This is a genomic window from Streptomyces sp. NRRL S-646, assembly GCF_000720765.1.
Classification (GTDB): domain Bacteria; phylum Actinomycetota; class Actinomycetes; order Streptomycetales; family Streptomycetaceae; genus Streptomyces.
This window is the reverse complement of sequence record NZ_JODC01000034.1, coordinates 23,035-48,298: the sequence shown is the minus strand read 5'-3', so window position 1 is coordinate 48,298 and position 25,264 is coordinate 23,035. Positions and strand designations below refer to the sequence as shown.

General features: G+C 69.7%; 17 protein-coding genes and 6 pseudogenes. 17 read left to right on the top strand and 6 right to left on the bottom strand.

Going from position 1 to position 25,264, the window contains the following annotated elements; all coding sequences use genetic code 11:
• Positions 1-54 precede the first annotated feature (54 nt).
• On the bottom strand, positions 55-807 hold the full coding sequence (locus IH68_RS56835) for a hypothetical protein (protein ID WP_159403856.1): 753 nt from the start codon (positions 805-807) through the stop codon (positions 55-57).
• Positions 808-882: 75 nt separating this feature from the next.
• On the opposite strand from IH68_RS56835, the gene IH68_RS51005 reads away from it, so the two are divergent.
• From IH68_RS51005 to IH68_RS0146270, 4 genes and pseudogenes are all read left to right on the top strand, one after another.
• Positions 883-1,095: a hypothetical protein gene (locus IH68_RS51005; protein WP_078912922.1), complete on the top strand. Its 213-nt coding sequence runs from the start codon at positions 883-885 to the stop codon at positions 1,093-1,095.
• A gap of 63 nt (positions 1,096-1,158) precedes the next feature.
• Positions 1,159-1,782 carry a hypothetical protein gene (locus IH68_RS56830; protein ID WP_159403855.1) on the top strand — a complete coding sequence of 208 codons (624 nt, stop codon included), beginning with the start codon at positions 1,159-1,161 and terminating at the stop codon, positions 1,780-1,782.
• 832 nt (positions 1,783-2,614) lie between these two features.
• Positions 2,615-2,836 (top strand): annotated as a pseudogene (locus IH68_RS0146275) (IS256 family transposase); the annotation flags it as partial.
• Positions 2,837-2,885: 49 nt separating this feature from the next.
• Positions 2,886-3,869, top strand: a complete 984-nt coding sequence (locus IH68_RS0146270) for a GNAT family N-acetyltransferase (RefSeq protein WP_030949141.1) — start codon at positions 2,886-2,888, stop codon at positions 3,867-3,869.
• 814 nt (positions 3,870-4,683) lie between these two features.
• On the opposite strand, the gene IH68_RS0146265 is transcribed toward IH68_RS0146270, so the two are convergent.
• A complete protein-coding gene (locus tag IH68_RS0146265; RefSeq protein ID WP_107057658.1) occupies positions 4,684-5,094 on the bottom strand; it encodes a winged helix-turn-helix transcriptional regulator in 411 nt (136 codons plus the stop codon).
• 118 nt (positions 5,095-5,212) lie between these two features.
• On the opposite strand from IH68_RS0146265, the gene IH68_RS0146260 reads away from it, so the two are divergent.
• The 6 genes and pseudogenes from IH68_RS0146260 (at position 5,213) to IH68_RS57500 (ending at position 8,773) form a co-directional block, all read left to right on the top strand.
• Positions 5,213-5,926, top strand: a complete 714-nt coding sequence (locus IH68_RS0146260; protein WP_030949137.1) for a DsbA family oxidoreductase — start codon at positions 5,213-5,215, stop codon at positions 5,924-5,926.
• A gap of 56 nt (positions 5,927-5,982) precedes the next feature.
• Positions 5,983-6,627, top strand: coding sequence for an FMN-dependent NADH-azoreductase (locus IH68_RS0146255; protein WP_030949135.1), 645 nt, complete (start codon positions 5,983-5,985; stop codon positions 6,625-6,627).
• 36 nt (positions 6,628-6,663) lie between these two features.
• A complete protein-coding gene (locus IH68_RS0146250; protein WP_030949132.1) occupies positions 6,664-7,329 on the top strand; it encodes an NAD(P)-dependent oxidoreductase in 666 nt (221 codons plus the stop codon).
• Positions 7,330-7,532: 203 nt separating this feature from the next.
• Positions 7,533-8,033, top strand: a pseudogene (locus IH68_RS54575) (SDR family NAD(P)-dependent oxidoreductase); the annotation flags it as partial.
• Between the two features lie 26 nt (positions 8,034-8,059).
• A pseudogene (locus tag IH68_RS54570) lies at positions 8,060-8,224 on the top strand (zinc-binding dehydrogenase); the annotation flags it as partial.
• Between the two features lie 282 nt (positions 8,225-8,506).
• Positions 8,507-8,773, top strand: coding sequence for a hypothetical protein (locus IH68_RS57500; RefSeq protein WP_199932006.1), 267 nt, complete (start codon positions 8,507-8,509; stop codon positions 8,771-8,773).
• Positions 8,774-8,783: 10 nt separating this feature from the next.
• Here the strand turns inward: IH68_RS57500 and IH68_RS54565 are convergent.
• Positions 8,784-9,038, bottom strand: a pseudogene (locus tag IH68_RS54565) (class I SAM-dependent methyltransferase); the annotation flags it as partial.
• A gap of 349 nt (positions 9,039-9,387) precedes the next feature.
• On the opposite strand from IH68_RS54565, the gene IH68_RS0146225 reads away from it, so the two are divergent.
• The 3 genes from IH68_RS0146225 to IH68_RS0146215 are packed head-to-tail and all read left to right on the top strand — an operon-like array spanning position 9,388 to position 11,562.
• Positions 9,388-10,041, top strand: coding sequence for an ester cyclase (locus IH68_RS0146225; protein WP_234341821.1), 654 nt, complete (start codon positions 9,388-9,390; stop codon positions 10,039-10,041).
• A gap of 10 nt (positions 10,042-10,051) precedes the next feature.
• The gene (locus tag IH68_RS0146220) at positions 10,052-11,173 is read left to right on the top strand and encodes a helix-turn-helix transcriptional regulator (RefSeq protein ID WP_051834083.1); all 1,122 of its coding nucleotides are present in this window, start codon (positions 10,052-10,054) and stop codon (positions 11,171-11,173) included.
• Positions 11,170-11,562 carry a nuclear transport factor 2 family protein gene (locus IH68_RS0146215; protein ID WP_030949120.1) on the top strand — a complete coding sequence of 131 codons (393 nt, stop codon included), beginning with the start codon at positions 11,170-11,172 and terminating at the stop codon, positions 11,560-11,562. Before IH68_RS0146220 ends, IH68_RS0146215 begins: the two co-directional genes overlap by 4 nt.
• Positions 11,563-11,641: 79 nt before the next feature.
• Here the strand turns inward: IH68_RS0146215 and IH68_RS0146210 are convergent, their stop codons facing one another.
• The gene (locus IH68_RS0146210; RefSeq protein ID WP_030949116.1) at positions 11,642-11,938 is read right to left on the bottom strand and encodes a hypothetical protein; all 297 of its coding nucleotides are present in this window, start codon (positions 11,936-11,938) and stop codon (positions 11,642-11,644) included.
• A gap of 523 nt (positions 11,939-12,461) precedes the next feature.
• Here IH68_RS0146210 and IH68_RS60045 point away from each other — a divergent pair.
• Positions 12,462-13,267, top strand: a pseudogene (locus tag IH68_RS60045) (IS5 family transposase); the annotation flags it as partial.
• A 21-nt stretch (positions 13,268-13,288) separates the two neighbouring features.
• Here the strand turns inward: IH68_RS60045 and IH68_RS0146195 are convergent.
• Complete coding sequence (locus IH68_RS0146195) at positions 13,289-15,700, bottom strand: Orn/Lys/Arg decarboxylase N-terminal domain-containing protein (RefSeq protein ID WP_030949108.1); 2,412 nt, start codon at positions 15,698-15,700, stop codon at positions 13,289-13,291.
• 439 nt (positions 15,701-16,139) lie between these two features.
• On the opposite strand from IH68_RS0146195, the pseudogene IH68_RS50995 reads away from it, so the two are divergent.
• The 3 genes and pseudogenes from IH68_RS50995 to IH68_RS0146180 all read left to right on the top strand — a co-directional run bounded on the left by IH68_RS50995 (position 16,140) and on the right by IH68_RS0146180 (position 21,061).
• A pseudogene (locus IH68_RS50995) lies at positions 16,140-16,888 on the top strand (transposase).
• Positions 16,889-17,102: 214 nt separating this feature from the next.
• Complete coding sequence (gene fxsT / locus IH68_RS0146185; protein ID WP_030949105.1) at positions 17,103-19,736, top strand: FxSxx-COOH system tetratricopeptide repeat protein; 2,634 nt, start codon at positions 17,103-17,105, stop codon at positions 19,734-19,736.
• Positions 19,737-19,789: 53 nt separating this feature from the next.
• Entirely contained in the window at positions 19,790-21,061 is a 1,272-nt protein-coding gene (locus IH68_RS0146180; RefSeq protein WP_030949101.1) for a KAP family P-loop NTPase fold protein, read from the top strand.
• A 6-nt stretch (positions 21,062-21,067) separates the two neighbouring features.
• Here IH68_RS0146180 and IH68_RS0146175 read toward each other — a convergent pair whose 3' ends face one another.
• Positions 21,068-25,057 carry a hypothetical protein gene (locus tag IH68_RS0146175; protein WP_030949097.1) on the bottom strand — a complete coding sequence of 1,330 codons (3,990 nt, stop codon included), beginning with the start codon at positions 25,055-25,057 and terminating at the stop codon, positions 21,068-21,070.
• Between the last annotated feature and the right edge of the window lie 207 nt (positions 25,058-25,264).

Genomic DNA, 25,264 nt, shown 5'->3' with positions numbered 1-25,264 from the left:
AGCCAGGGGAGTATGGCTGGACGAGTTGTATGTCGCGAGCGGATGCGGTCCCGCTCAAGACGTGCCCGGTTCGGCCCCGACCTGGCGAACCACGCTTAACTCCCTGAAGGCAAGGTCGTCGAGCACATCCGCAGTGTTCTCGTCGCCACCGGCGTCCTGCCCAGGCGGGACGAGCAGATGGTCCGTCTCGAACGGCACGTGAAGAACCTCGTCGCCTCTCACACGACCGCCGAGGGAGGGAAAATCCTGCACAGGTACGCAACTTGGCACCTCCTTCGCCGGGTTCGCCGACGCAGCCGCGGCAAGGAGATCACCCACTACCAACTCGCGGTCGCGCGGCAACATCTGCGGGCGGCCGTCTGCCTTCTGGACTGGCTCGAGGACGAGAACCTCACCCTTGCCACCTGCCGTCAGGCCGACCTTGAACGCTGGATGACCAGCGAGGACGTCCGTCACCGCCGGGAGACAGGCCACTTCGTGCGCTGGGCCCTGGCCCAGAAGATCACCAGCGATCTCAGCTTTCCGGCCGTGAGATGGAACGGTCCGACCCCGGCGATGGACGACGACGCCCGCTGGGACACCGCCCGTCGACTGCTGCGCGACGACACTCTCAAGCCTGAAGACCGCCTCGCCTGCCTGCTGTTGCTCCTCTATGCCCAGTGACCCGCCACGATCTAGCGGCTCACTGTCGACCACATCGAGGCGACGGACGGAGCCGTCCGCATCCGCCTCGGCGCCGTCCCGGTCGAACTTCCGGCACCCGTCGCTGAACTCGCCCTCCAACAAGTCGCGGTCCACCGCAGCCATGCCGTCCTTGCCCGGACAGACTCACCCTGGCTGTTTCCCGGAGGCCAGCCCGGTCGTCCGATCAGCACCTGGGCCATGGGCGAACGGCTCCGCAAGCTCGGCATCCGGCTCACGGAAGCCCGCTCGACCGCGCTCTTCCAGCTCGCCACCGAGCTGCCCGCCGCAGTCCTCGCACGCACCCTCGGCATCGACATCACCGTCGCCGTCAAATGCCAGCGAGCCGCCGCCGGAGACTGGGCCGCCTACGCCGCCGATGTCAGCAGAAAAAACCTGCAGCGGCCCGGTTGAGTGGTCAGGCAACCGATCTCGCCGCACTGGCAACACACAACGCTTGACCACCAGAATCTCACCATGGACGCAGGACTCGCAGGACTTCTCGGTGGCGTCATCGGTGCGGCGGTCGGGGCGGTCGGGGCTACGGCATCCGCGTGGATCACGGGGAGGAAGGCAGAGCAACAGGCCAAGATCCAGTCTGAAGCTCAGCTGGGGCAAGCCCGCCTTCAGATTGATGCTGAACGGACTCGTGCTCTTCGCGAATCACGCAAGAGTGCCTACTTGGCCTTTGCTGAAGGCTGGCACCTCGTATTTGGAACGCTGAGCGAAGCGAGCATCAAGCTCGGGGGCATCGAAGCAAGCGACCCTCCCGAGGAGCGCGAAGAGCGGCGCCAAACAGCCCGCCGCCTCTGGAACGAAGCACGTGCTCTCAACCGCTCCCTCGACCGCCTTCAGCACGTCGTTTACGTGGAAGGTCCCCACCAGATGGGGGGCGCAGCACAAGCGGCGACTGGCGCCTTGGTGACGTACTTCGGCGCAGTCCTGGACTGGCTGCACGCGGTTGACCACGGAGCAGAAACACCGCAACACGGGTCAGATCAGCAAGGAGCCAGCAGCGACGCACATGGCAAGCTCCTGGACTTTCTCTACGCCGCGTCAGACGCCACCGGTCTGGACATATCAGACACCAGAGCTCCGTGAGCCTGGGGAATTCAGCCAGTTTCAATACCCGACTCCACCACTAGCCGTCTATCCGACCGAGGCCATCGAGGCCCACCACGCGTTTATCGCCCGCCGTCGCACCCTGCGTCCGAACGAGGAATACCGCATCCCACCCCCGGAAGAATGGGACTCCTTCCTGGGATACTTCGAGCGCCGCAAGCTCTCGGTGGGCACCTGCGGCCGGGCCTTCGGCACCAGACTGCGTCCGCTGTCCAATGCTCCGCCCTGATCCAACCCAGCATCCCCGCCTTGTCGAGATCCGCGACAACCTCATCGCCCGGGTTGCTGAAGCGTAACGGGAAGGGTGGCCGGGCGAAGTCGAAGGGCTCCGCGTCAGCCTGGCCAGCGCAGAGGAGAAACTCAACCAACTGGCCACGGAGGAGCGGCGAAGGGCGACCGTCGTGCACCTTGGCATGCCCACCTTCGGGCAGATGGCCACTCGGACAAGTGAAGTCGCGACCCCATGACGGTGCATTGAGCGATGTGCATCTTGAAAACGGCTGGTCATCGGGGCTGGTCTCGGTGGGTGGTCGTCTCCTCGGCTGGCCGCGGGCGGGTGCCTGTGGTGAAGATCGTCTGACAGACCGATGAGTAATGCCGCCACGCCAGGTCTACACGCAGTGAAACCAGTCTGGAGGAAGACCACAGGAGGTCGAAGTGTCAAGGCGGGCTCGCAGCCCATCGTTCAAGATCGGCCTGCCCATGCTGATTCCCCGGGCACCCCTTGTCCTGACGGTCGCACCGTACGACCGGGCCGAAGCCTGGTCACCAGGACACGGACAGCGGCACCCACGACTTTCATACCTGGTACAACCCGATCGAGTCGACCTTCGCGACCGTCCGGCTGCGGACCAAGGTCACCAAAGGGGCCGGCTCTCGAGCGGCCGCACTTGCCATGGTGTTCAAGCTCGTCGAGTCCGCCCAGACCCGCTGGCGAGCCGTGAATGCACCTCACCTCGTCGCCCTCGTCCGAGTCGGAGCCCACTTCGAACGCGGCTACCTCGTGGAACGGCCGCAGACGACCGCAGCATGAATCATGAACAGGGTGGCGGACCTGCCTCAAAATTCGAGATCATCCGATCATGTCGGATGACACGCCAGAACAGAGCCTCCCAGCCGGCTTCGGGTTCCGGCCGTATCGGGGCGACGAGGACCACGGCCCCATGGCCGCGGTGCGGCTGGGATGTGTCGAACGGGACCGGGTCGACGCCCGTTCGGTTGTGGAAGGGCTCCCGACAGCGGCCGAGATCGCCGAGGCATCTGCCAAGCTGGACGAGCCGTCCAAGAACCAGGTCCTGGTGGTGCGCGACGGGAGCGTCGTCGGCTACTTGACGATCCGGTGGTGGCAGGAGCGGGACGATACGTGGCTGTACCTGCACCGCGGTTACCTCTTGCCCGAGCATCGCGACCAGGGCATCGGATCAGCCATGCTGAGCTGGGCCGAAGAGCGGATCCGCCAGCTCGTCGAAAAACATGGCACGGTGCGGACTGCAGTGATCGGTGCGAACGCCGTGGTCTCCGAGCAGGACGCCACGGCGCTTCTGCTCGCAGCCGGCTACCGACGTGTCTTCAGTCTGGTCGAGCTAGAGCTGGGCGATCTGCAGCAGTTGCCCGAGCCGGACAGCGAACTCCCGGCCGGCATACGGACGGGGCCGATCGGGACCAGCCACTACCGTGCGGCCTGGAGGACAGTCGTCGATTCGTATGCGGACACCGGTTTCACTCAGAAATGGTCCTTCCAGGACTTTGTCGACACCGCCGACCCGGCATGTTGGAGGGCTGCCTGGAACGGGCAGGACATGCTCGGCGTGGCCCTCTGCTCCATCCGCAGCCACGACCACACCGTGGGCGAGGTGGAAGAGCTAAGTGTCCGAACGGACAAGCGACGCCTCGGAATCGGCCGGATCCTGCTGCTGGACGGGCTGCGAAGCCTACGCGAGCGGGGTGCAACGACTGCCATGCTGTACACGGGCACGGCAAATCCACACCGGTCCTACGATCTTTACGAGAGCGTGGGGTTCCGGAGACAGAGCGAGTATGTCCGTTACCGCAAGCCGCTCGCTTGATCGACCGGTCATTGGACTGTCCGGTCGGTCCACAGAATTTGACTATTCCTCCACCCGAGCCCTCCTAGACCTACTGCTCACTCACGCTTTCCCAGTGAAATGATCTCTCTGAATTGCGCGATTCGGGCAGGCGGCACCCGGTTGCAGGCGGCGCGATGCCCGTGAGGTCTGGGCACAGAAGGTCATCGCTGGGCACCTCTCAGCGGTCAGAGCACCGTCGCCGCCATCACTGTGGCTGCCTGCACCACCTTGAACCACGACGAGCGCCGCGGCTGTGGCCAGGGCGGCTGCACCAAGCCCGCCATGATGCGGGCTACACGCTCGCGGGCCGCAGTCTTCCAGGCCCGCTTCGGCGCCCGTCGTCATCGACGGATCCGTCTGGCAGGCAAGCGGGCTTCCATTGAGCAGTGTGCATCGTGAAAACTGCAGGTCGGATGGTCTGGTGTGCGTGGGCGTCGGGATGCTCGGCCAGGTCCGGGTCGGTAGTCCAGCGACAAGATCGTCGGTCATCGGGCAACTTCCTTGTTCGTGAGGACCAGCAGGGCCCGCACCAGCGCGGTCGCCCACTTCGGATCCTTGCGGACCTTGCCCAGGACGCGCCAGCACGATCCCCCGCGATCTTTCCCGCAGGCAGGGCCCGGCACCGCGAGCCGATCTTCTTCATGTGACCGCGTATCAGGTCGGCGAGCCAGTTCAGGGCGGCGCTCGCCAACGGCAGGCGGGCGGTGTAGACAAAGCCGTCAGGGGCCCTCGACGGTGTCGTTGTTTTTCTTCACACAAACTCAACTGCCGCCGGCAGCCGGTCGCTGAGCGGTCAGGACCGGGCTGCTGGTGCCGCGGCGCGGGCGCGGTGTGCGCGGATCTCGTCGTGGTGGTCGGTGGCCCAGCCGATCAGGGAGGTCACGATCTCGTGGAGGCCGCGTCCCAGCGGGGTGAGGGCGTACTCGACGCGCGGCGGGACCTCCGCGTATGCGGTGCGGGTGATCAGACCGTCCTCGTGGAGCTGGCGGAGCGTGAGGGTGAGCATCCGCTGGGAGATTCCGGGGACCTGGCGCTGCAGGTCGGTGTAGCGCAGCGGGCCGGCCTCCACCACCGCGATGAGCAGCAGGCTCCACTTGTCGCCGACGCGGTCGAGGACCTGCCGGATGAACTCCATGTGCTCGGCGGGGATGGCGGCGCAGGGCCCCACTGCCGCCGCGCCGCCCGAACTGCTGGTGACCTCCATGACGCACATTCCTCTCCGGCACGAACACCGATGTGCCTTTTGTATCGACTTCCATACTGGCCCATCGTGGCGCTACGAACAAAAAGTAGGAAGCAAGCGCAGGCATGGGAGGCGCGTCGTGAAGATCGAGATCTGGGCCGAGGTCACCTGCCCCTGGTACGGACTGGGCAGCCACCGTCTGGACCGGGCTGTGGAGCGGTTCGAGCACGGCGACGAGGTGGAGGTCGTCCACCACTCGTTCCCGCTGAGCAGCTCCTTCCCCGTGGATGAGACGTTCAGCGTCCGTGACGCGCTGCTGCGCCGGCACGGCATGGGCGGCACCCAGGCCGAGGCGTCCACGCGTCGGATCGAGGCGCTGGCCGAGGCCGAAGGGCTCACCCCCTACAAGGTGCTGGACAACCTGGTCGCCAACACCGACCTGGCGCACGAGTTCCTCGCCCACGCCTCCGCCGAGGGCAAGAACCGCGAAGCCTGGGACGCGATCTTCCGCGCCTACTTCGGCCAGGCCCGCCCCGTCTTCAGCATGGACGACCTGCTCGACCTGGGCCACGAGATCGGCCTGGACCGGGAGGGCACCCGCCGGGCGCTCACCGAGCACCGCTACCAGCGCCACGTCCGCGACGACGCTGCCCGCGCCCAGCGCCTGGGCGCCACCGGCGCCCCCTTCATCGTCGTCGACGGCAGGTACGGCATCCCCGGCGCGCAGGACAGCGACGGCCTTCTCCACGTGCTGCGCACGGCCTGGGACGCATCCCACCCGCTCACCCTGACGACCGACGGCGACGCTGCGGTCTGCGGCCCCGACGGCTGCGCCGTACCGGCCCGCAGCTGACCTCCACCGGTCACCCCACGACCCACCCTTGATCGATTTGAAAGGCTGAAATCTCCATGTCCTACCTGCTGCACATCGACGCCTCCTCGCTCGGCGAGGCATCCGTCTCCCGTCAGGTCGCCGAGTCCTTCCGTGACGAGTGGAAGGGCGCGGTCGTCCACCGCGACCTGGCCGTCTCCCCCGCCCCGCACCTCAGCGCGGCGGGCATCACCGCCCGCACCACCGACCCCGCCGCCCGCACCCCCGAGCAGGCGAAGGCCGCGGCGGTCCAGGACGAACTGATCGAGGAGTTCCTCGGCGCCGACGCCTACCTCTTCACCGTGCCGATGTACAACCTCACGATGCCGTCCGTGTTCAAGGCATGGCTGGACCAGATCATGGTCGCCGGGCGCACCCTGAGCTTCGACGGAGCCCCTCCCACCCTCGGCCGCCCGGCCGTGCTGATCTCCGCACGCGGCGGCGGCTACGGCCCCGGCGCCCCGAAGGAGGGCATGGACCACCTGGTGCCGACGCTGGAAACCGTCCTGGGCCACCCGGCCAACCTCGGCCTCGACCTGACGACGGTCCTGCCGGAGCTGACCATGGCCCCGTACGTGCCGATGATGGCCCCTCTCCTCCCCCTCCACGAGGCGTCCATGACCAAGGCGCACGACGAGGCCCGCCGCCTGGGCTCTGCCCTGGCCGGCCGGCCGGCCGCCTGATCCACCTCTGAACTGCCCGAAAGGCGTTTGATCACCATGAGCAACCTCCTGGTCCTCGGCGGCAGCGGCCGCACCGGCGCCCACGTCCTGGAGCACGCCGCCCAGCGCGGCCACCGCGTCCGCGCCCTCGTCCGCCACCCCGACACGGTGCAGGCACCGGCCGGCGTCGAACTGATCCAGGGCACCCCCGCCAACATCGACGACATCCGCAAGGCCGCCGAAGGCACCGAGGGGGTGATCAGCGCGCTGAACAACGCCCGCACCTCCGACAACCCATGGGCCAAGCCGGTCAGCCCGCCGATGTTCATGACCGACGCCGCCCGCAACACGCTCACCGTCATGGGCGAACAGGGCATACCCCGCATCGTGCTGACGTCCACGCAGGGCGCGGGCGACGACTGGGCCCGGCTCAACCCGCTGGTCAAGGCGTTCATCAACCTGTCGAACGTCAAGGCGGGCTTCGCGGACCACACCGGCCTCGACCGGGTCGTGCGCGCCTCGTCCGGCATCGACTGGACCCTGGCCCGCGCCGTCGCCCTCACCGACAAGCCCGCCAGCGGTCCCGTACGGGCCGCCGAGGCCGGCACCGAAAAGCCCGGCGCCCGGATCAACCGCGCCGACCTCGCCCAGTTCCTCGTCCAGACGATCGAGGACGACACCTGGATCCGCAAAGCCCCCCTCGTCTGGAACACACGAGGATGACCCACCCCATGATCCACACCCACCTCATGCACCACAGCTGTCCGACCTGAGGCGCGCCGTCCGTCGACGGCGACGCCGGACTGGAGTGACATGACAACAACTGACACCCCCCGCACCGACATCGAATTCAACCAGCGCCTGCGCGTCGTGTTCGACGATCTCCAGAAGACGTTCGGGGGGTCCCTCCTGGAAGGAGCGGCAGCATGAGCAGCACCACCGGATCACAAGGTCGCGGCGTCGTCGTCACCGGCGCCGGGTCGGGGATCGGACGCGCCACGGCACTGCGGTTCGCGCAGCTCGGCGACAAGGTCCTCGTCGCCGATCTCAACGCCGACGGCGCCGAGGCGGTCGTCAAGGAGATCGAAGCGGGCGGCGGCACCGCCCGCGCGGTCGTCGGCGACCTGAGCGACCAGCACACCGCCGACGAGGTGATCAGCACGGCCGTGGAAGCCTTCGGCGGCCTCGACGTCCTGGTCAACAACGCCGGGATCATAGACACCATGACCGCCACCGCCGACGTGAGCGACGCGAAGTGGGAGCGGGTCATACGGATCAACCTCACCGCTCCGTTCCTGCTCACCCGCGCCGCCCTGCCCCACCTGCTGGGCCGCGGCAACGGCGCCATCGTCAACACGGCTTCGGAGGCGGCCCTGCGCGGCAGCGCCGCCGGCACCGCGTACACCGTCTCCAAGCACGGGATCATCAGCACGGCGCCCGTCTCTCGCTCGCCCCCGACGTCCCCACGCCGGCCTCGCTGGTGGAGGCCGCGGACCTGGGGGCGGCCGGAGCGTACGTCCCGCACATCGAAGCCATGTACCCCCTCGACCGGATCGCCGAGGCCCACGCCCGCAGCCAGGCCGGCCACGCCCGGGGCAAGCTCGTCATCAAGATCTGAGCACGCCGCACGGCCCCGGCGATCGGCACCGCCCTACTCAACACGATCGCCGCCTACGCCAAGACCTCCCCCGTCACCGACCACCTCACCACGGCCACGACAAAGCCACAGCAGCAACTGCTCCGGCCTCGAAACCCAGACGCTCGTGATCGCACACTGACGCCGACCCATCCCCTTACCCCGTTTTGACCTGGCTGGGCATGACGCCGTGCCCATCGCATCCCACCTGCACACCTGCCTGCCCGGGCCGCCGACACAACGGCCCATGTCCCCGAATGGTTCATGATGGACAGACGAGCACTCCTGACCGACGACCGCAAGTCCGCTCTGGGCGACAAGGTCACCGGCAGCGTGAAGGTTCAACCAGTCGATACCGTCAGGCAGTTGAAGGGCGCCGTCCTGGCCCAGGGAATGACGGATGGTGGGCCAGGCCAGGGGGGATCCGCAGGTGACGAGGGTGGTCAGGTCGTCGGGGCCGGGGCCGGTGTCGTCGCGGGTGAGCATGTCGAAGGCGATGACGCTGTCGTAGGGACGGCAATCGCCCGCTGATGACGTGTCGCCGCTGCGCGTCAGCCTGCCGCCACTCCGCGCCCGGGGCCCGGGCCGATCCGAAGGCGACCATGGCCTCGTTGAGGTCGCTGGCCGTCACGTCGGCCGACGGTTTCGCGGCGAGCAGGTTCAATGTCAACACGCCTGTCCCCGCGGCCAGTTCGAGGATGCGCCGAGGGTGGAGTGCCGCCGCCCTCGCGGTCAGGTCCTCGGCGAAGGGCTGGCGGACCACGGGCACGTGGTACTGCTCATAGGCCGCCGGCATGGACTCGGACCACCGCTGGTCGGCATTGATTCCCGTCACCCTCATGACGGTAGTGCCGCACCCGGAGACCTCTGCCCCGCCGCGCCGCCCTGCACCCTGGAGCCGGCCCTGCCTGACAAGTCGGCAGGGCAAACGTTCTCTGACGCGGCACCAGGGTCCAGCTCACGGCCGGGGGCACCGGCCGGATCCGCCCGGAGCGCAGGCTGGTCCTGCGGAGTGATCCGTGGACGGCTGCCCGGATGATGGCATCCGTTCGGGCAGTCGGACTCGTCAGCGGGTGCGGAGCCGGTGTTCGGTGATCCAGCGGGTGGCAAGGAGTCCCGCGGCGGCGGTGAGGACTACGGCGGCGATGACGGTGGCCGCGGTCCCCGGCCTTCAGGATCTGACCGCAGTCGACGTCCTGGAGGCGGTCCTGAAGTTCAGGCCCGCTCGCTGCCAGGACCAGGACGGTCCGGAAGCGTTCCGGGCGCTCGCCGCGGGTCGGACGGCGCCGAGCATCCTGAGCCGGGCGTCGGGATACCCCAAAGTGTTGGGGTTCCGGAGCCAGCTTGGTGCGCCGAGGATTTTCCGTATGGACACCATTGAGCAGAACAAGCAGACCGTGACCGCTTTCATCGACGCGCTGTTCACCAGGGGTGACCTGTCGGCCGTCGACGTCTACCTCGCCGAGGACTTCGTCAATCACGACCCGCCGGTCGGCGTCGGCCCGGACCGGGAGGGCATGAGGGCCGCAGGCGCCCTGTTCCGGCAGGGGTTTCCGGACTGGCATTCCGACCTGGGTTTCCTGGTCGGCGAGGGGGAGCTGGTGGTCGAGCAGTTCACCGCCTCCGGCACCCAGCAGGGCGAGGTGATGGGCGTCGTGGGTGACGGGCGCACCGTGGTCCTGAAGGGGATCAACATCTTCCGGGTCCGGGGCGGCCGGATTGTGGAGCGTTGGGGCCGTCTGGACGACCTCGGACTGTTGCGCCAGCTCGGGCTCGTGCCGACGCCGGCCTCGGCGTAGCGTCGACGTCATGGCCACCGGCATCCCGGAGCGACGCGTCGAGCGGCTGATCGACCGCTGCTACGCAGGCCTGGACCTGCCCGAGCTGACCATCGAGGTGCTACGCCGTTTGCCGGACATCCTCCCGGTGGAGGCCGTCTTCTTCGCGTCCGTCGATCCGGCGACCCTGCTGTTCACCTCGATGGCGGCCCAGGAGCCCTTGGACGGCGTCGGTTCCCTCTTCCTGGACAACGAGTACGGGCGCGAGGACGTCAACAAGTTCACCGCGCTCGCCCGAGGGCCCGACACGGTCACGTCGTTGGACCGGGCCACCCGGGGGCAGCGCTGCGAGAGCGCCCGCTACCGGGAGATCATGGCCGGTCTGGGCCTGGGCGATGAGCTGCGGGCCGCCCTGACCGCCGGGCGCGACTGCTGGGGCGTGCTGTGCCTGCATCGGGCTGACGGGGAGGCCGGCTTCTGCGGCCAGGACCTCGATGTACTGAGGAAGCTCGCCCCGCACCTGGCCGAGGGCCTGCGCCGTACCGTCGTCCAGGAGACGCTGAGGCGAGTGGGGCCCGCAACACCGGGCACCCCCGGCGTGATCGTGCTCGACCAGGAGCTCGCCCTCGTCTCGATCAGCCCGGACGCTGAGCAGTGGCTCGCCCGGCTGCGCGGCCCCCGGATCGTGGGACTGCCCGTACCCGTGTACTCCGTCGCCGCGCACCTGGCCACACCCGATGACGTGCCGGGGTCGGCCGCGGCGGACCGCCACGGATCTGTCCGGCTGCGGACGAGCGATGGTCAGTGGCTGTCTCTGCACGCCACCCGGCTGCGGGGCCCTGCGGGGGAGCAGATCGGCGTGGTCGTCGAACCTGCCCCCGCTGCCGAGATCGGATCCCTCATCCTGGCCGCGCACGGCCTCACCCCGGCGCAGAATCGGGTGACCGCCCTTGTGCTGGAGGGCTGCTCGACCCGGGAGATCGTGGAGCGGCTCCACGTTTCCGCCTACACCGTCCAGGAGCACCTGACAGCCGTCTTCGCCCGGTTCGGCGTCCGCAGCCGACGGGAGCTCATCGCCGCGCTCCTCTCCTCGCACCGGCCGAGCCAGGAGTGCCGAGTCGCAGGGGGGAAGCGATCAAAGGATCCACCATGACGAACTCGAATGCTGAACTGATCGGACGGGGTTACCGTGCCTTCGCCGAAGGCGACATCCCCGGTGTCCTTGAGCTTTTCGACCCCGACATCACGTGGCACGTCCCAGGGCACAGCCCGCTGTCCGGCGACTACCACGGCCCCGACGGCGTCTTGAAGTTCTTCGGCCTGTGCATGGACCTTTCCGGCGGGACCCTCAAGGTCCCGGCCGACGAGATCCTCGCCGACGGGGAGCGGGTCGTGGTCCTCAGTGAGGTGTCGGCCGAGCGGCACGGCAAGTCCTGGTCCTCCCCGGAGGTCCACGTCTGGCGCGTCGTCGCTGGGAAGGCCGTGGAGTTCCGCGAGTTCCAGGGCGACGAGAAGGCCGAGGACGCCTTCTGGTCCTCGTGAACCTCCAGCTGGCCCCAGGCGCGGCCCTTCCACCCTTGCAGGGATGATCGCGCCCGCACCGACGGTGCCGCGGTCGCGGTCAGGAGGTCACGACGTTGAACGCGGGATAGATCTTCGGCCGAACGTCCGGGGCGCCAACCTCCTTGAGCATCGGCATGAGAAACTCCCCGAACTGTTGGAAGGCGTCCTCCGACTCCCAGACGTCCACGACCAGCCAGCCGTTCGGCGTGGGGCCGGCCGCGTGTGAGATGAGGCCCGGGACGGGCCAGTCGGACGCCTTCTTGACGCCCCCGCGCCCGCCGGTGATGTGGTTGGTGCCCTGCTCGTACATGGCCTGCGTCATGCCAGGCATATCGAATACGGCGATGATCGCCACAGCGAACTCCCGTGTGAGAATGCGAAATCGGACGAGCACCAGTCGAGCATCCCGCGGGATCTGTCGCGCGCTGGTCTAGGGGGGATGAGTGAGGCCGACCTGGTCGGCGGTCGAGTGGCCAGGCGACTGATCCATCGTGCCCGCCATGGCCGCTCCCAGAAGGCTTCACCGTTGCTGGCTCCACGACCACAACCCGGAGTTGCCGCGGCTGCGCTGCTGGCTGCTGGCTGACCCTTCTTGATCGCGGCCGCCGGCACCGCCCCGAGGTGACGCCCCGGCGCCACGGCCAGGGCCAATCGATGGCCGGACTGAACGGTCGGCCCGGGTCACAGCGTTATCCAGCTGTGTAGGTGTACTACCACCAGGCGATCTCGGAGTTAGACGCCGGCGGTCGCACGCCCGGGCGCACGGACCTGCGAGTTCATTTCACTGGCGAAGTGTCGTTATTCGAGAGTTGCAGTATTCACTCGCAGGCAATGTAGGCCCGTAACAGGCTTGGCCAGGTCAGCGGTGACAGTGTGGCAGCAAGCCGGGCCGTCCGCCGGTGTGGACGCGGCGGCAGCTCATAGACGGCATACGGTGGCGGACCCGGACCGGTGCCCCCTGGCGACGTGCCGGAACGCTATGGGCCGTGGGACCGGGTCTACGACCTGTTCCGGCGCTGGCAGAGGGACGGGACCTGGGCGAGGATCTCAGCCGGCTTCAGGCCGAGGCGGACGCCGAGGGCCTGATCACCTGGGACGTGAACGTCGCCTCCACCGTCTGCCGGGCCCACCAGGACGCCGCCGGAGCGGCGAAAAGGGGGACCTCCAGAAGGAGCCGCCCGGCGGGATCTTCGCCGAGCCGGCCGCCCACGCACTCGGACGATCCCGCGGCGGACTGACCAGCAAGATCCACCTCGCGGTCGAGCAGGGGCAAAAGCCTTTGTCCGTCGTGACCACGGCCGGGCAGCGGGGCGATTCCCCGCAGTTCGAAGCGGTCCTGGAAGCCATCCGGGTCCCCAGGCTGGGGCTCGGCAGGCCGCGCAAGCGTCCCGACCGGGTTCGGGCCGGCAAGGCGTACTCCCGCGGCAACCGCTCCTACCTGCGCAGAAGCGGGATCAAGGACACAATCCCTGTCCCTGCGGACCGTGTCCGCAATCGCCTCAAGCGCGGATCGCGCGGCGGGCGGCCACCGACGTTCGACAAGGACGACTACAAGCAACGGCACGCCGTCGAGTGCGGAATCAATCGTCTCAAGCGCCACCGGGCCGTCGCCACTAGGTACAACAAGCTCGCCGTCCGCTACACGGCGACAGTGCTGGTCACAGTCCTCAACGAGTGGCTGTGACCAGCACTTTCCCACCAGACCCTAACCGGCACGCCCGGGCGAGTGCCCCGGCATCTGCCCCGCGCCCTGGATCAGGCACTCCGTCAGGTAGTCGCCCGTGTCCTCATCGATGGTCACGCCGTGGGTCTCGCTGCGGAAGCCGGGGAAGCGGCGGTCGAAGGACTCCAGGGCGGTGAGATAGCGCAGCAGCGGGCCCTCGGGTGCGCCGATGGACTCGCCCGGCATCAGGACCGGGATGCCAGGCGGGGTGACCGTCACCATGGCGGCCGCCACCCGGCCCGCCGCCTCCGAGATCCGGACCCGCTCGGTGTCACCCCGCACCAGCCGCTGGTAACAGTGCTGAGGTGGCGCCACGGGCTGCGGGAGCTGCTGGAAGGCCCTGTCCAGAAGCTCCACCAGGCGCACCGAGCGCAGTTGCTCGTGCATCTCCTGGCACAGCCCGCGCAGGGTCAGGCCCGCGTACCGGCGGGGATGCGCGGCGACGGCCTCCGGCAGGACCCGCTCCAGTGGGGCGTCGGCGTCGTAGAGGGCCTTGAAATCCGTCAAGGCGTCCAGCAAGGTGCCCCACTTGCCCTTGGTGATGCCCATGGAGAACAGGATCAGCGTGGTGTAACTGTCGGTCTTCTCCACCACAATCTTCCGGGAGGCCAGATAGGCGGTGAGCACCCGGGCCGGGATGCCCTCCTCGGCCATCTCGCCGGTGGCGCTGATCCCCGGACAGGTCAGCGTGACCTTGACGGGGTCCAACATGCAGTGGCCCTCGGTCAGCCCGGGGAAACCGTGCCAGTCGGCGCCGGGCTCCAGCAGCCAGCAGGACTGCTCGGTGCGCAGCAGTTCCGGCGGGGCTTCCTCGAGCAGCAACCGTTCGCCGGTCACCGGATCGGTGACCGTGTCCGGCTGCCACACCCCGAAGAACCACGGCGGCCGGTCCCCGGCGCTCTCGATCCGCCGTCGCAGGCGCACCATCTCCTGACGGAAGCGGATCGCCTCGGTCACCGCCTCGTCGACCAGCCACTCGCCCTGCGGGCCGTCCATCATCGCCGTCGCCACGTCGAGCGAGGCGATCATCGGGTAGAGGGGCGAGGTGGTGCCGTGCATCATCAGCGCCTCGTTGAACCGGTCATGCTCCACCGGTGCCCGCGGTGCGGATCGCATGTGCACCATCGCGCTCTGCGACAGCGCCGCCAGCAGCTTGTGCGTGGACTGGGTGGCGAACACGGTCGGGCGGTCCGGGCCGGGGAAGGCATCCTCGTCCACCGACATGCCGTAACGGCCGGCGTAGAGCGGGTGGAAACGGGCGTACGCGAACCACGCCTCGTCGAAGTGCACCCGGGGCGTACTGGCGGCGAACGCGCGAGCGGTGGCTACGGCGTCGTAACTCAGGCCGTCGTAAGTGGAGTTGGTGAACACCGCGTACTGCGGGTGCGGGGACACCGCGCCCTCGGTGAGCGGATGCGCGGCGATCCGGGCCACCACCGCGTCCGCGGCGATCTCGGCCGGGGGCAGCGGTCCCGCCAGGCCGTAGCCATTACGGGTGGGGACCAGGTAGACCGGCCGGGCACCCGAGACGACCAGGCCGTGCAGCACGGACTTGTGGCAGTTGCGGTCCACCAGCGCGATCTCGTCGCGGGTGACGCTGAAATGGCCTACCAGGCGATTGCAGGTCGAGTCGCCGTGCAGCACGAAGTAGGTGAGTTCGGAGCCGAACACACGGGCCGCGTTGCGCTCGGCCTCGCCGATCGGGCCGGTGTGCTCGAACAGCGAGCCCAGTTCCTCGACCGAGATCGACAGGTCGCTGCGCAGCAGCCGCTCCCCGAAGTAGTCGTGGAAGGCGCGTCCCGCCGGCGACTTGAGGAAGGCGACACCGCCGGAGTGGGCCGGGGTGTGCCAGGAGTATTCGTGGGCGTCGTCGAAGCGGCGCAGTGCCCGGAAGAACGGCGGCAGCACGGATTCCCGGTAGGCGTGGGCGGCGGTGGTGATGCGGCCCGCGATGAAGCCCGGGGTGTCCTCCAGCGGCCAGACGTAGCCCACGACCGACTCGGACACCCACAGCGGAAGCTCCCCCAGACCCTCGCCGGCCATCACCAAGAAGACCGGCAGGTCCCGGAATCGGCGCCCGATCCGACGCAGCACAGCGCCGCCGCCCGGGGTCCCGTCGAGGGTGCTACCCGGCCGAGCGAGTGTGCCTCCCGGCGCGGCGAGCGCGGCGCCGGGCCCGTCACCGGCAGCCCTGGGAAGGTCCCAGGCCACCAGCGCCGCCGCCAGACCAGCCTCGGTGCGCAGCACCGCGTCCGCGTCCTCAGCCGTTACCGCCCACCGGACTTCGAAGCCGCCCGCCTCGATCGCGTCCCGGATCTTCCGTAACTGCTGGACCCCGGCTCCCTCGCCCCGAGGGTGTTCCGGTACCGCGACCAGGATCCTGCTGTCGGCCATGCGCTCTCCCGCCCTCCACGGCGGCGCCCCGGCCGCCCCGGTCAGTGTCCTGGCGGCACTTCGGGCAGAACGGCGGCCAGGACGGCAAACCACCGCTATGGCGGAAACCGCCGTCCCGACGTTGACTTTCGCAACACGTCCTAGTGCCTCCCACGGACGACCTCGCTGTCGATTCCCTGCTCAGCGATCATTCGCAGTTCCTAATTGGCAGCCGAGTCGTCGTGGGGTACCGGGCGGCCAATCAGTGGAAGCCACGTCATCGGCTATCAGGTGACAGCCACACCCGGCACCCCTGGGTGGGTGAACCATACGAAGGGGTCACCGCCTCCCACAGGACAACGTAGGGATCGGGTGACGGGGTCGATGCCCGCAACGCACGAGGCTCCTGTGCCGTTGGGGGAGGTGTTCGAAGTCTCAACCCACAGGCACAGGAGCCGCGTTGGTTCCGTATTCTGCCGCACTCGACCTGCCCCACACCCTGGTCGAGTGGGTCACCATGCTCATCGTCACCCGCGAGGGTGACCGCCGCTGCAAGCTCCCACCGCACCAGCGTGCCCAGGTCGGCCTGGTGTACCTGCGCCGGCACGACACCCTCGCCCAGCTCGCTGCCGGGTTCGGCATCTCCGTGGGCACCGCCCACGCATACACGACAGCCGTCGTCGACCTGCTCGCCGACCGCGCACCCGGTCTGCTGCGCGCACTGCGCGAGGCGGACCCGGACTACGTCCTGCTCGACGGCACCCTGGCGGAGTGCGACCGGGTCGGCGACTGCCGGGCCGACTTCTCCCACAAGCACCGCCGGCACGGAGTAAACGTGCAGGTGGTGACCGACCCGGCCGGGCGGCTGCTGTGGATCTCGCCGACGCTGCCCGGCCGCGCACACGATCTCACCGCGGCCCGCTCCCACCGGATCATCCGGATCTGCGAACGCCAGGGCGTCCCCATCCTCGCCGACCGCGCCTACCTGGGAGCGGCCCGTGGGTGACAACACCGCTCAGACGCCCGCCGGGCCGCGAACTCACGCCAACCCAGCAAACCGTCAACCGCGCGCTGTCCGCGGCACGGGCACCGGTCGAGCGAGGCGTCGCACGCCTGAAGTCCTGGCAGATCTTCCGCAGATCCCGGTGCAGCCCGAATCGAATGTCGTCAATCTCTGCTGCCGTCCTCACTCTCGAGCGGCAGCGCTGAAAGACCTCAGTAACTCGCGGGTGCAGGGCCGACCTTGGCCATTTCGCTTACTGGAACGGCTTTTGTCCACAGATTGACCGGCGGGAGCGCAGATCGTTCGTTCTCGACCGCATTGTTCCGATGTACTTCATTAAGAACCTCAACAGGCCTTGGCATGGCGCGAGGCCCTCGCCGCGCACCATAATCGGCGCGCTGGGCACGGAAGGGGGGCGCTGTGGCCGACGGTGGCTCCGACGGGCAGATCGCCGTCGTCATGGACCTCGCGAGGCGAACCTTGGGATCCGGCTTCCTGGTCGCTGCCAATCATGTCCTGGCCTGCGCGCATGTGGTGGCGGACGCCTTGGAGGCACCCGCGGGAGGCGAACGGCCTCGGGGGCAGATGCTGGTGCAGCTCCCGGAGCTGCCCCGCCTCCGACCCGGCCAGGCCCGGCCCGCTCCCGCTGGCCTCGCCATGAGTCGCACCGTGCCGTCGGTGAGGTCGGCGCTGCTGGAGGCACTGCGGTCGTTCACGCGGGGGGCCTTCGCTCTGGATCTCGTCGTGGAAGGCGCACCCTCCATGGACGTGTGGGACGACAAGCTGGCGCAGTTCGCCGCCGTGCTGGGCGAAGGGCCGTTCCACGGTGTCCGGGTATGCCGTCTGGACACGTCCGCGCCGGGGCCCCTGCGCTGTGTCGGGGAGGGCGGCCGGGCGGTGCCGGCGGACGAGCGGCTCGGGGAGCGCCGCGACGTCCGTGTGCTGTTGCTGGCCACCGACACGCTGGGGGCGGCCTGGCGCGACGGCAGGATGACAGGGCTGCTGCGCACCTGCGCCGACCACACGTCGCTGGCCGTGATGCAGGTGCTGCCGCAGCGGCTGTGGTTCCGCGCTGGCAGCCCTGTCGTCGATGTGGAGTGGTGCGCGGACGCCCCTGGCACACCCGCCGACGCCTTACACCGCAAACCTCCGGGGCTCGCCTTCGCCAGGCAGTCAGCGCCGCTCGACGACGCGGTGCCACTGATCGGCTCCGACCCGGCCGAACTGGGGACCTGGGCTCGGCTGACCGCCGACGGTGACGCCTCGTGGCAGCGGGGACTGGGGCTTCTACCGGAGCCGGGGCCGCGATCCACACCGGTGTCCCGGCCGCAGGACGGGGAACTCGTCCGCCGCTTCCGGCTCACCGCCGAACCGGACTCGGTCCGGCTCGCCGAACTGCTCGCGGTCGCCCCCGTGGTCACGGTCCCGCTACTGCGCGGCATGCACCGCCGGCTGCTGCCCGACCGGGGCGACTTCCCGGTCACCGAGGCGTCCCTGAGTGGCCTGCTCACCCCCGCGCCCGTCTCCGACGCGGTCACCGAGCGGGCCTACGTCTTCCAGCCCGGCGTCGCCGACGCTCTCAAGTCCGCCCTGTCCCCGGCGGACGTACGGCGTGCGCGGAGCGTCGCGGAAGAGTTCCTGCCGGTCGACGTGTGGGAGAGCGTCCGACTGCGGCCACCGGCCTCGGTCGGTTCACGACCCGAACGGGATGCGGGCGGGCCGAAGTTGGAGGTCTCGTACCAGCGTCTCCCCTCGCGCAACGGCTACTTCACCTGCCGGGCAGGGCTGCTGGAGAAGCTGCGCGCGACGTTGACGGCCGGCGGGGCCCGCGCGTGCGTGCTGTACGGCACTGGTGGCGTGGGCAAGTCCCAGACCGGGCTGGAGTACGCCCACCGGTACCAGGGCTGCTACGACTTCGTCTGGTGGATGGAGGCGGCCAGTCCCGCCATGGCCACACAGGCGCTGGAGGAGCTGCGGGCGGCACTCGGCATCGCGCCCGGCCCCTCGGGGGTGCCTCCGGCGGCCGCGGTCCTGGACCGGCTTCGCCGCGGCCGGGTGCGCGACGGCTGGCTGGTGGTGATGAACAACGCCGAGTCCCCCGACCGGCTGCCCCCGCTGCTGCCGCACGGCAACGGGCACGTCATCATCACGACCCGCAACCTGAGCTGGAACCAGCTCCCGGACTTTCTGCCAGTCCCGGTCTTCGAGCGCGCCGAGAGCGTCTCCCTGCTGCGCCGGCTGGTGCCGGAGCTGCCCGCCGACGACGCCAACGCCCTCGCCGAGCGGGCCGGGGACCTGCCGCGCGCCGTGGTGCAGGTCGGGCGGTCCCTGTCGGGGTTCGGCATGGACGTGGCCGCGCATCTGGCGGAGTTCGACGAGCTGTGTGCCACGTTGCTCCAGCAGAACGATCTCCTGGACTATCCGGTGTCGCTCGTGGCGAGCCGGCAGGTCACGCTGGAGGCGCTGGGGCGGGAGATGCCCTCGGCCGTCCAGCTGTTCCATGTGCTGTGTCATCTGGGTCTGGGGCCGGTCCCGCAGGACCCGTTGTTCTCCGCGGTGGGGCTGTCGATGCCGCCCGGACCCGGGGCCGTGCTGCGCCAGGCGCTCCCTGTGCATCAGGCGTTGCGGAGGCCCGGTGACACCGGGCTCGCGACCGTGGACAAGGAGATCCACGGCATCGAGGTGCACCGGGTGCTGCAAACCATCGCACGCCGCCGGTTCATGGATCACCAGCAGCGCCGCCAGGCCGACGGGGCTGTCCTGTGCCTGCTGGCGGCCGCGGTACCGACCTCGCCAGCCGACCCGCGCGGCCGACGGCGCTTGGCCGAGATCGTCCGGCGGCTGAACCTCGACCGGGCGCTGGCGAGCGAACCCCGGGACGTGCGCGCCCTGGTCCTGGCCACCGTCCGTCATCACCAGGTCCTCGGTGACGTCGACGCGGCTCGCGTCGCCGCCGAAATCGCCCAGCTCTCCTGGCAGTCGGGGACCGGGGCCCGGCCGACCAAGCTGGAGGAGATCCGGCGCTGCCTGGAGAGCCTTTCGCCCACCGTATGAGCCGCCCGCTGAGGCGTCACCCGTCCGCCGTCCGCCGTCAGGAGGCAACACCTGTGCGTCCGCTCACCGACAACCCCATCAGCCGCCCCGAGGACGACGCCTTCCACTTCGAGCCGTATGTCACCGTCCTGCACGAGGCAGTCGCCCAGGCCAAGCCGCTGCCGCTCACCGTCGGGGTGTTCGGCTCCTGGGGGTCCGGCAAGTCGAGCTTCCTGAAGCTGTGGGAGGAGCGCTTCGCGCGGGAGAAGGTCCGCACGATCTGGTTCAACCCGTGGAAGTACGACCGGAAGGTCGAGGTGTGGGCGGCGCTGCTGCACACGATCCTCGCCGAGCTGGAGAAGGAGGAGAGGCTCGGCGAGAAGGCGCGCCGGCTGGCCAGGGCGGCGACCTGGCTGTCCGTCAGGGCCGGTCTGGGAGCGGCGACGGCGCTCGGCACCGGCGGTGTCATCAAGGGCGAGGCCGTGGATCAGATGCTCCAGGACATCGCCGTACGGGACTCGGAGCAGTACCGGCAGATCAACCGCTTCGAGACTGATTTCGCCCAGGCGGTCAAGGAGTTCGTCGGCGACGAGGGCCGGCTCATCGTCTTCGTGGACGACCTCGACCGGTGCACGCCCGAATCCGCCATGACCGTACTGGAGTCGCTGAAGCTGTTCCTGGCCGAGACGCAGTGCGTGTTCGTACTGGCCCTGGACCTGGATGTGCTGGCTGCGGTGGCCACCAACAAGTTCGGCGAGGCGCTCAAGGGCGCACCGGCCGAGGTGGTGTCGGGCCTGGCGTATCTCGACAAGATCGTCCAACTGCCGTTCTTCCTGCCGGATGTGGGCTTCGACACGCTGCGGGCCGCCTACGGCACGACCATTCCGGATTTCGCGGACCTGGACTTCTTCTGGGGTCTGCTGCGGCACAGTCTGGGCAACAACCCCAGACGGCTGAAGCGCTACCTCAACGTCCTGAGCATGGCGCTGGCCGTCACCCGGGCCCAGACCGGCAGTGCTCCGACTCGCCTGACGGGCCTGCAGCTTGCGTTGCTCCTCATCTTCCGGACGCGGTACCGGAGTTTTTTCCATCACCTCGCTGCCGAACCGGACAGCTGGCGCGTCCTGACGGACTATTTCGAACGCGTGCAGGGGGATCCGAGGAACGCGGCGAGCTTCCGGACGGGTTTCTCCGGCGCTCTGCACCACTTCGCACTGGACGCCGAGCTGGAGAATCTGCTCATGTACGGCGGAGGGGATCGCGTCACCCCGCCGGACGGCCCCGCCGTGCTGGCGCTGATCAGCACGCTGCGCAGGACGGCCGGTCCGGACGGCGTCCCCGACTGACTGGGGTCAACTGCCTCGCTTGCGGGTGAACATGACGATGTCGTCGTCGATCCCGACCAGGATCCGGGTCGGCGTGGCAGTGACGGCGTATCCTTCCAGGGGCAGCGCGATGCAGTCGGCCGGCTCGTTCGACAGCAGGTCCCACACCCGTAGCGTGCGGTCGGCACCGGTGGTGAAAGCGAAGGGTCGGCCGTCCAGCTCGGCGCACGCCGCCGCGTAGACCCGGGCCGTGTGTCCGGCGAGGACGGCGCGCCGGGTACTGTCGGCGAGGTTCCACACCTCGACGCCGTCGCCGCAGGCGACGACATGGGGCTCATTCATGATGTGCGCGAGCGCGAGGACGGACACCCCTCCCGTGGCGCACCGCAGGACCTCGCGTGTCTCTCCGTCGGTCAGGTCCATGAGGTGCACCTCGGGATCGCGACCGCCCCAGGCCAGGGCCGCGTGCGGGCGTCCGTCGAGCTCGGTGCACACCACGGCGTAGGCGCTGCGGCCCGGATCGTACTCGTGCCGGGAGGGCCGACCGCAGTGCAGGACCCGTTCGGGACGGGAGTCGTCCGCCATGTCCCAGAGCCGCAGGGTCCAGTCGCCGCCGGTACTGAGGGCCTGTGGCTGCCACTGGAGGGTGGCGCAGGTCAGGGCATGGACCTGGTTCTCATGGCCGGTGCGCACGGACCGCTGCCGGGCGCCGGTGAGGTCCCAGACCCGTACGGTGTGGTCGGCACCGCCGGTGACCGCGTAGGGGCGTCCGCCGATCATGACGCAGTCCAGGCTCGGGGGATGTCCCCAGCCGCCGGCGGAGTGGCCGGTGAGCTGAGCGCGCGGTGCCCCGCTGTCCGCGTCCCAGACGCGCAGGACGTCGTCGCGGCCGATGGTGACCGCGTGCGGGCGTCCGTCGATGGTGACGCAGGCCGCGCCGGAGACCTGGGCGGTGTGCCCTCTCCTGATGGTGTTGATGCGGCTGTCCTCGGTGAGGTCCCACACGCGGGCGGCCGGCTCTCCGCTGCCGGTGATCGCATGGGCGCGTCCGTCGATGCCGATGCAGGCGACCGCGTTCACGCCGGAGGCGTGGCCGGTGAAGGCGGCCTGTTCCCTGCCGGTCTCCAGGTCCCACAGGCGCACCTTGCCATCCCGGCCTCCCGTGACCGCGTGCGGACGTCCCCCGATGTCCGTGCAGGCCAGGGCGGACAGACCGGACGTGGATCCGGTGAGTGTCGTACGCGGTGAGCCGTCGTCGAGGCACAGCACCCGCGGCTCTTCGTCGGTGCCGTGGGCGACGACGTGCGGGAGTCCGTCGATGGTGACGCAGGCGACGGCGTGCACCCAGCGGCTGTCGCCGGTGAGGACGGTGCGCAGGGTGCAGTCGACGAGGTCGTACACCCAGATCCCGCCGCCCTGACAGCCCACGACGGCGTGCGGGCGGCCGTCGATGTCGGCGCAGCCGAGGGAGGTGACCGCTCCGGTGTGGTCGGAGAGCCGGCGGCGCAGTTCATGCGTGGCCAGGTTCCATACGCGCACCGCGGCCTCGCCGGTCTGGTTCCCGGTGACGGCGTGGGGCTGCCCGTCGACGACCGCGCAGGCCACGGAGCTCATGTGGCCGAGGTCGCCCGACGCGACGACCTGCCCTGTTTCCTCGGCCAGGTCCCACAGCCTGACGGAGCCGTCGCCGGCGCCGTTGCCCAGAAGATCGGCGGGGCTGACCGTGACCGCGTAGGCCCGGCCCTCGAACTCGTAGCCCGCCACGGCGTTGATCCTTCCCCGGTGCCCGGCGAGAGTGCCCGTCTCGGAGCCGCTGGTGAGGTCCCAGATCCGGATCACGCCGTCGGGGAAGAAGGGGGAGGTGCGGGGACCAGGGGCCTCGCTGTCGATGGCGAGGACGTGCGGGCGGTCGTCGACCCGGACGCAGGAGATTCCCACGGCGTGACCCTGACGGCCCGTCAAAGTCGTGCGCAGCGCGCTGTGCACGAGACTGCCGGTCGCCCAGAGCGGCCGCCAGGGCCGCCCCTCGGCGAACGCGCGGACGGTGTCGTCGGGCCGGTTGAAACGGGCGGCGTCGATGGCGAGGATGTCGCGCCGCTCCCTCGGCGAGAGGCTCGCGTGGACGCTGGCCGAGGCGCGGTAGACCGAACCGGCGACGCCCCCGACGGTCGGCGGCGCCGTCCGCAGGGAACGCATCAGCGAGGCCGGACCGGCGTACACCAGGTACTCGTTGTCGTCGAGGAGCTGTTCGAGCATCCCGCCCGCGGCCGCGTGATCGGCGAGGTGCTCGCGGATGTAGGGATGGGCCCGCGCCCAGGCCTGTCCGCCGCTCTCGGACCGGACCTGGGCCAGCAGGGCTTCGGCGATGGCCCGGTGGGCGGCCGCCTCGCTGCCGGGCGTGCGCAGATGCTCGGCCAGCGTCTCGTGGTAGAGCCGGTAGCCCGATCCGCCGGCGGCGTCGACCACGTATTCACCCGCGTTCCTGTGCAACCACTCCAGGTCCTCCGGGTAGCAGCGCTCACCGGCAAGTGCCTCTACGACGGTTCCCCACACCGAGGACCAGGGCAGTCCGCTGCCCTGGGCGTAGGCCAGGGGCGTCAACAGGCGGGTGACCTTGTCCCGTTGCGGGCCGAAGCGGTCGAGGTAGCCGGCGAACGCCTGCCCGATGTCACTGGGCAGGTCCCGCTCCCAGCCGGGCCGTGTGGGATCGACGGTGATCTGCCCCTGCACCAGGGCGCGGGCGGTCATACGGGCGACCAGGAAGCAGGTTCCGGCCCGCTCGGCGATCCCCTGCGCGACCGTCTCGGCCAGGTCCGGGCGGTCGCGGTAGGGGGACAGGCTGTCCGGCTCGTCGGCGTCCAGGAGCAGGCTGCGGGCGTAGCCGAGGATGTCGTCGCGGGTGAAGAAGCCTTGCCGGTCCAGGTCCAGGACGGTCGTCGCGCGGCCGAGGGCGGGCAGCAGCGGGCGCCGGGCGCCCACGATCAGCCGCACCCCGGGCATCGCGGACAGCGGCTGGAGCAACCGCCGGGCGATCTCGGCGCCTTCCGCGCCGTCGCCGGCGGGTCCGGCCTCGTCCAGGGCGTCGACCACGACGGTCACCGGTGTGGTGCGCTGCCCCAGGGTCTCCAGCAGTGCGTCCCGTCCGTCGCCGCCCGAGCTGGGCACCCCCACCACGGCGGCCAGATCGTCGATCAGGTCTCCCACTGAGGCACGCCACGCGTCCAGGGGCACGAGGGGCATGCCGGGCGGGACAAGGGGGTTCGGGCACGCGTCCGGTGGCAGCAGGAGTCTTCCCAGGACCGCGGACTTCCCGGAGCCCGGGTCGCCGGTGACGACCCGGGCCCGGCGGTCGTGCCAGCCGGCGAGCCATCGGCCCAGTTCCGCCAGGACCGCGGCGCGCCCGACGAAGTGGTCCCCGCGCTCTCCGAGGTGCTCAAGGCCACGGGCCCGCGGTTCGAAGCGGCCGCGGTGACGGTGTCGTAGACGATCGATGGCGGCGACGTCCAGGCCGTCGGGCGGCAGGTCGGGGACGTGCCGAGGGTTGAGGAAGAAGGGGTCGGGACCGGTGTGGTCGGCGGGGTGCAGCGAGACGTGCTGAGCCAGGCGCCGCGCGCGGAAGTACTGGTTGATCCGCTCGACGACCTCCCGCAGCGGAAGGAACTCGGCACGCGCGCCGAGACACGGCTGCTCCAGGACCTGCCCCAGCGCGTCCGGGAACGCGCTCTCGCCGGGCTCGTCACGTACGCAGAGCAGGGTGGGGGAGGTTGCCGTGGCGGGCGGTTCGGCGTCGGCGGAGCGGACGTCACGGATGATCAGGAGGTGCCCGGGCGGCCGCTGTTGGAGCCGGACATCCAGGTCGTCGGCTGTGGACGAGTACGCGACGACGATGTCCTGCGCACCCAGGCCGACGCTCTCGGCCCAGTCGGCGCGTGTGGTTTCCGCCGTGTAGCCCCGCGGCACCAGCAGGTCGCGCAGGCGTGGCACGTCGGTGATCAGGAACCGCCGCTCGGCTGCCATGCGACCACTCCCCGTTGCTCGTCCCGGCCAGCTCCATGGTGAGCCTAGGAGGTGGTCCGCAAAAGGGCGCGTGCGAGCTCTTCGCGCCCGTCGCCGGCGCCTACGACGACCCGGTCATCGCCGTGATCGACGATTCTCTCCACGACAGCAACTCCCTGAGGATCAAGGCGCCGCGGCGATGGTGTCCAAGGCTCCCCGGGCACTCGT

Coding starts and splice junctions, on each gene's coding strand:
- IH68_RS0146270 (WP_030949141.1), top strand. CDS start 2,886: ATGTCGGATGACACGCCAGAACAGAGCCTCCCAGCCGGCTTCGGGTTC.
- IH68_RS0146215 (WP_030949120.1), top strand. CDS start 11,170: ATGACGAACTCGAATGCTGAACTGATCGGACGGGGTTACCGTGCCTTC.
- IH68_RS56830 (WP_159403855.1), top strand. CDS start 1,159: ATGGACGCAGGACTCGCAGGACTTCTCGGTGGCGTCATCGGTGCGGCG.
- IH68_RS0146195 (WP_030949108.1), bottom strand. CDS start 15,700: ATGGCCGACAGCAGGATCCTGGTCGCGGTACCGGAACACCCTCGGGGC.
- IH68_RS0146225 (WP_234341821.1), top strand. CDS start 9,388: ATGACGGTGGCCGCGGTCCCCGGCCTTCAGGATCTGACCGCAGTCGAC.
- IH68_RS56835 (WP_159403856.1), bottom strand. CDS start 807: ATGGCTGCGGTGGACCGCGACTTGTTGGAGGGCGAGTTCAGCGACGGG.
- IH68_RS51005 (WP_078912922.1), top strand. CDS start 883: ATGGGCGAACGGCTCCGCAAGCTCGGCATCCGGCTCACGGAAGCCCGC.
- IH68_RS57500 (WP_199932006.1), top strand. CDS start 8,507: ATGATGGACAGACGAGCACTCCTGACCGACGACCGCAAGTCCGCTCTG.
- IH68_RS0146250 (WP_030949132.1), top strand. CDS start 6,664: ATGAGCAACCTCCTGGTCCTCGGCGGCAGCGGCCGCACCGGCGCCCAC.
- IH68_RS0146175 (WP_030949097.1), bottom strand. CDS start 25,057: ATGGCAGCCGAGCGGCGGTTCCTGATCACCGACGTGCCACGCCTGCGC.
- IH68_RS0146220 (WP_051834083.1), top strand. CDS start 10,052: ATGGCCACCGGCATCCCGGAGCGACGCGTCGAGCGGCTGATCGACCGC.
- IH68_RS0146255 (WP_030949135.1), top strand. CDS start 5,983: ATGTCCTACCTGCTGCACATCGACGCCTCCTCGCTCGGCGAGGCATCC.
- IH68_RS0146265 (WP_107057658.1), bottom strand. CDS start 5,094: ATGGAGGTCACCAGCAGTTCGGGCGGCGCGGCGGCAGTGGGGCCCTGC.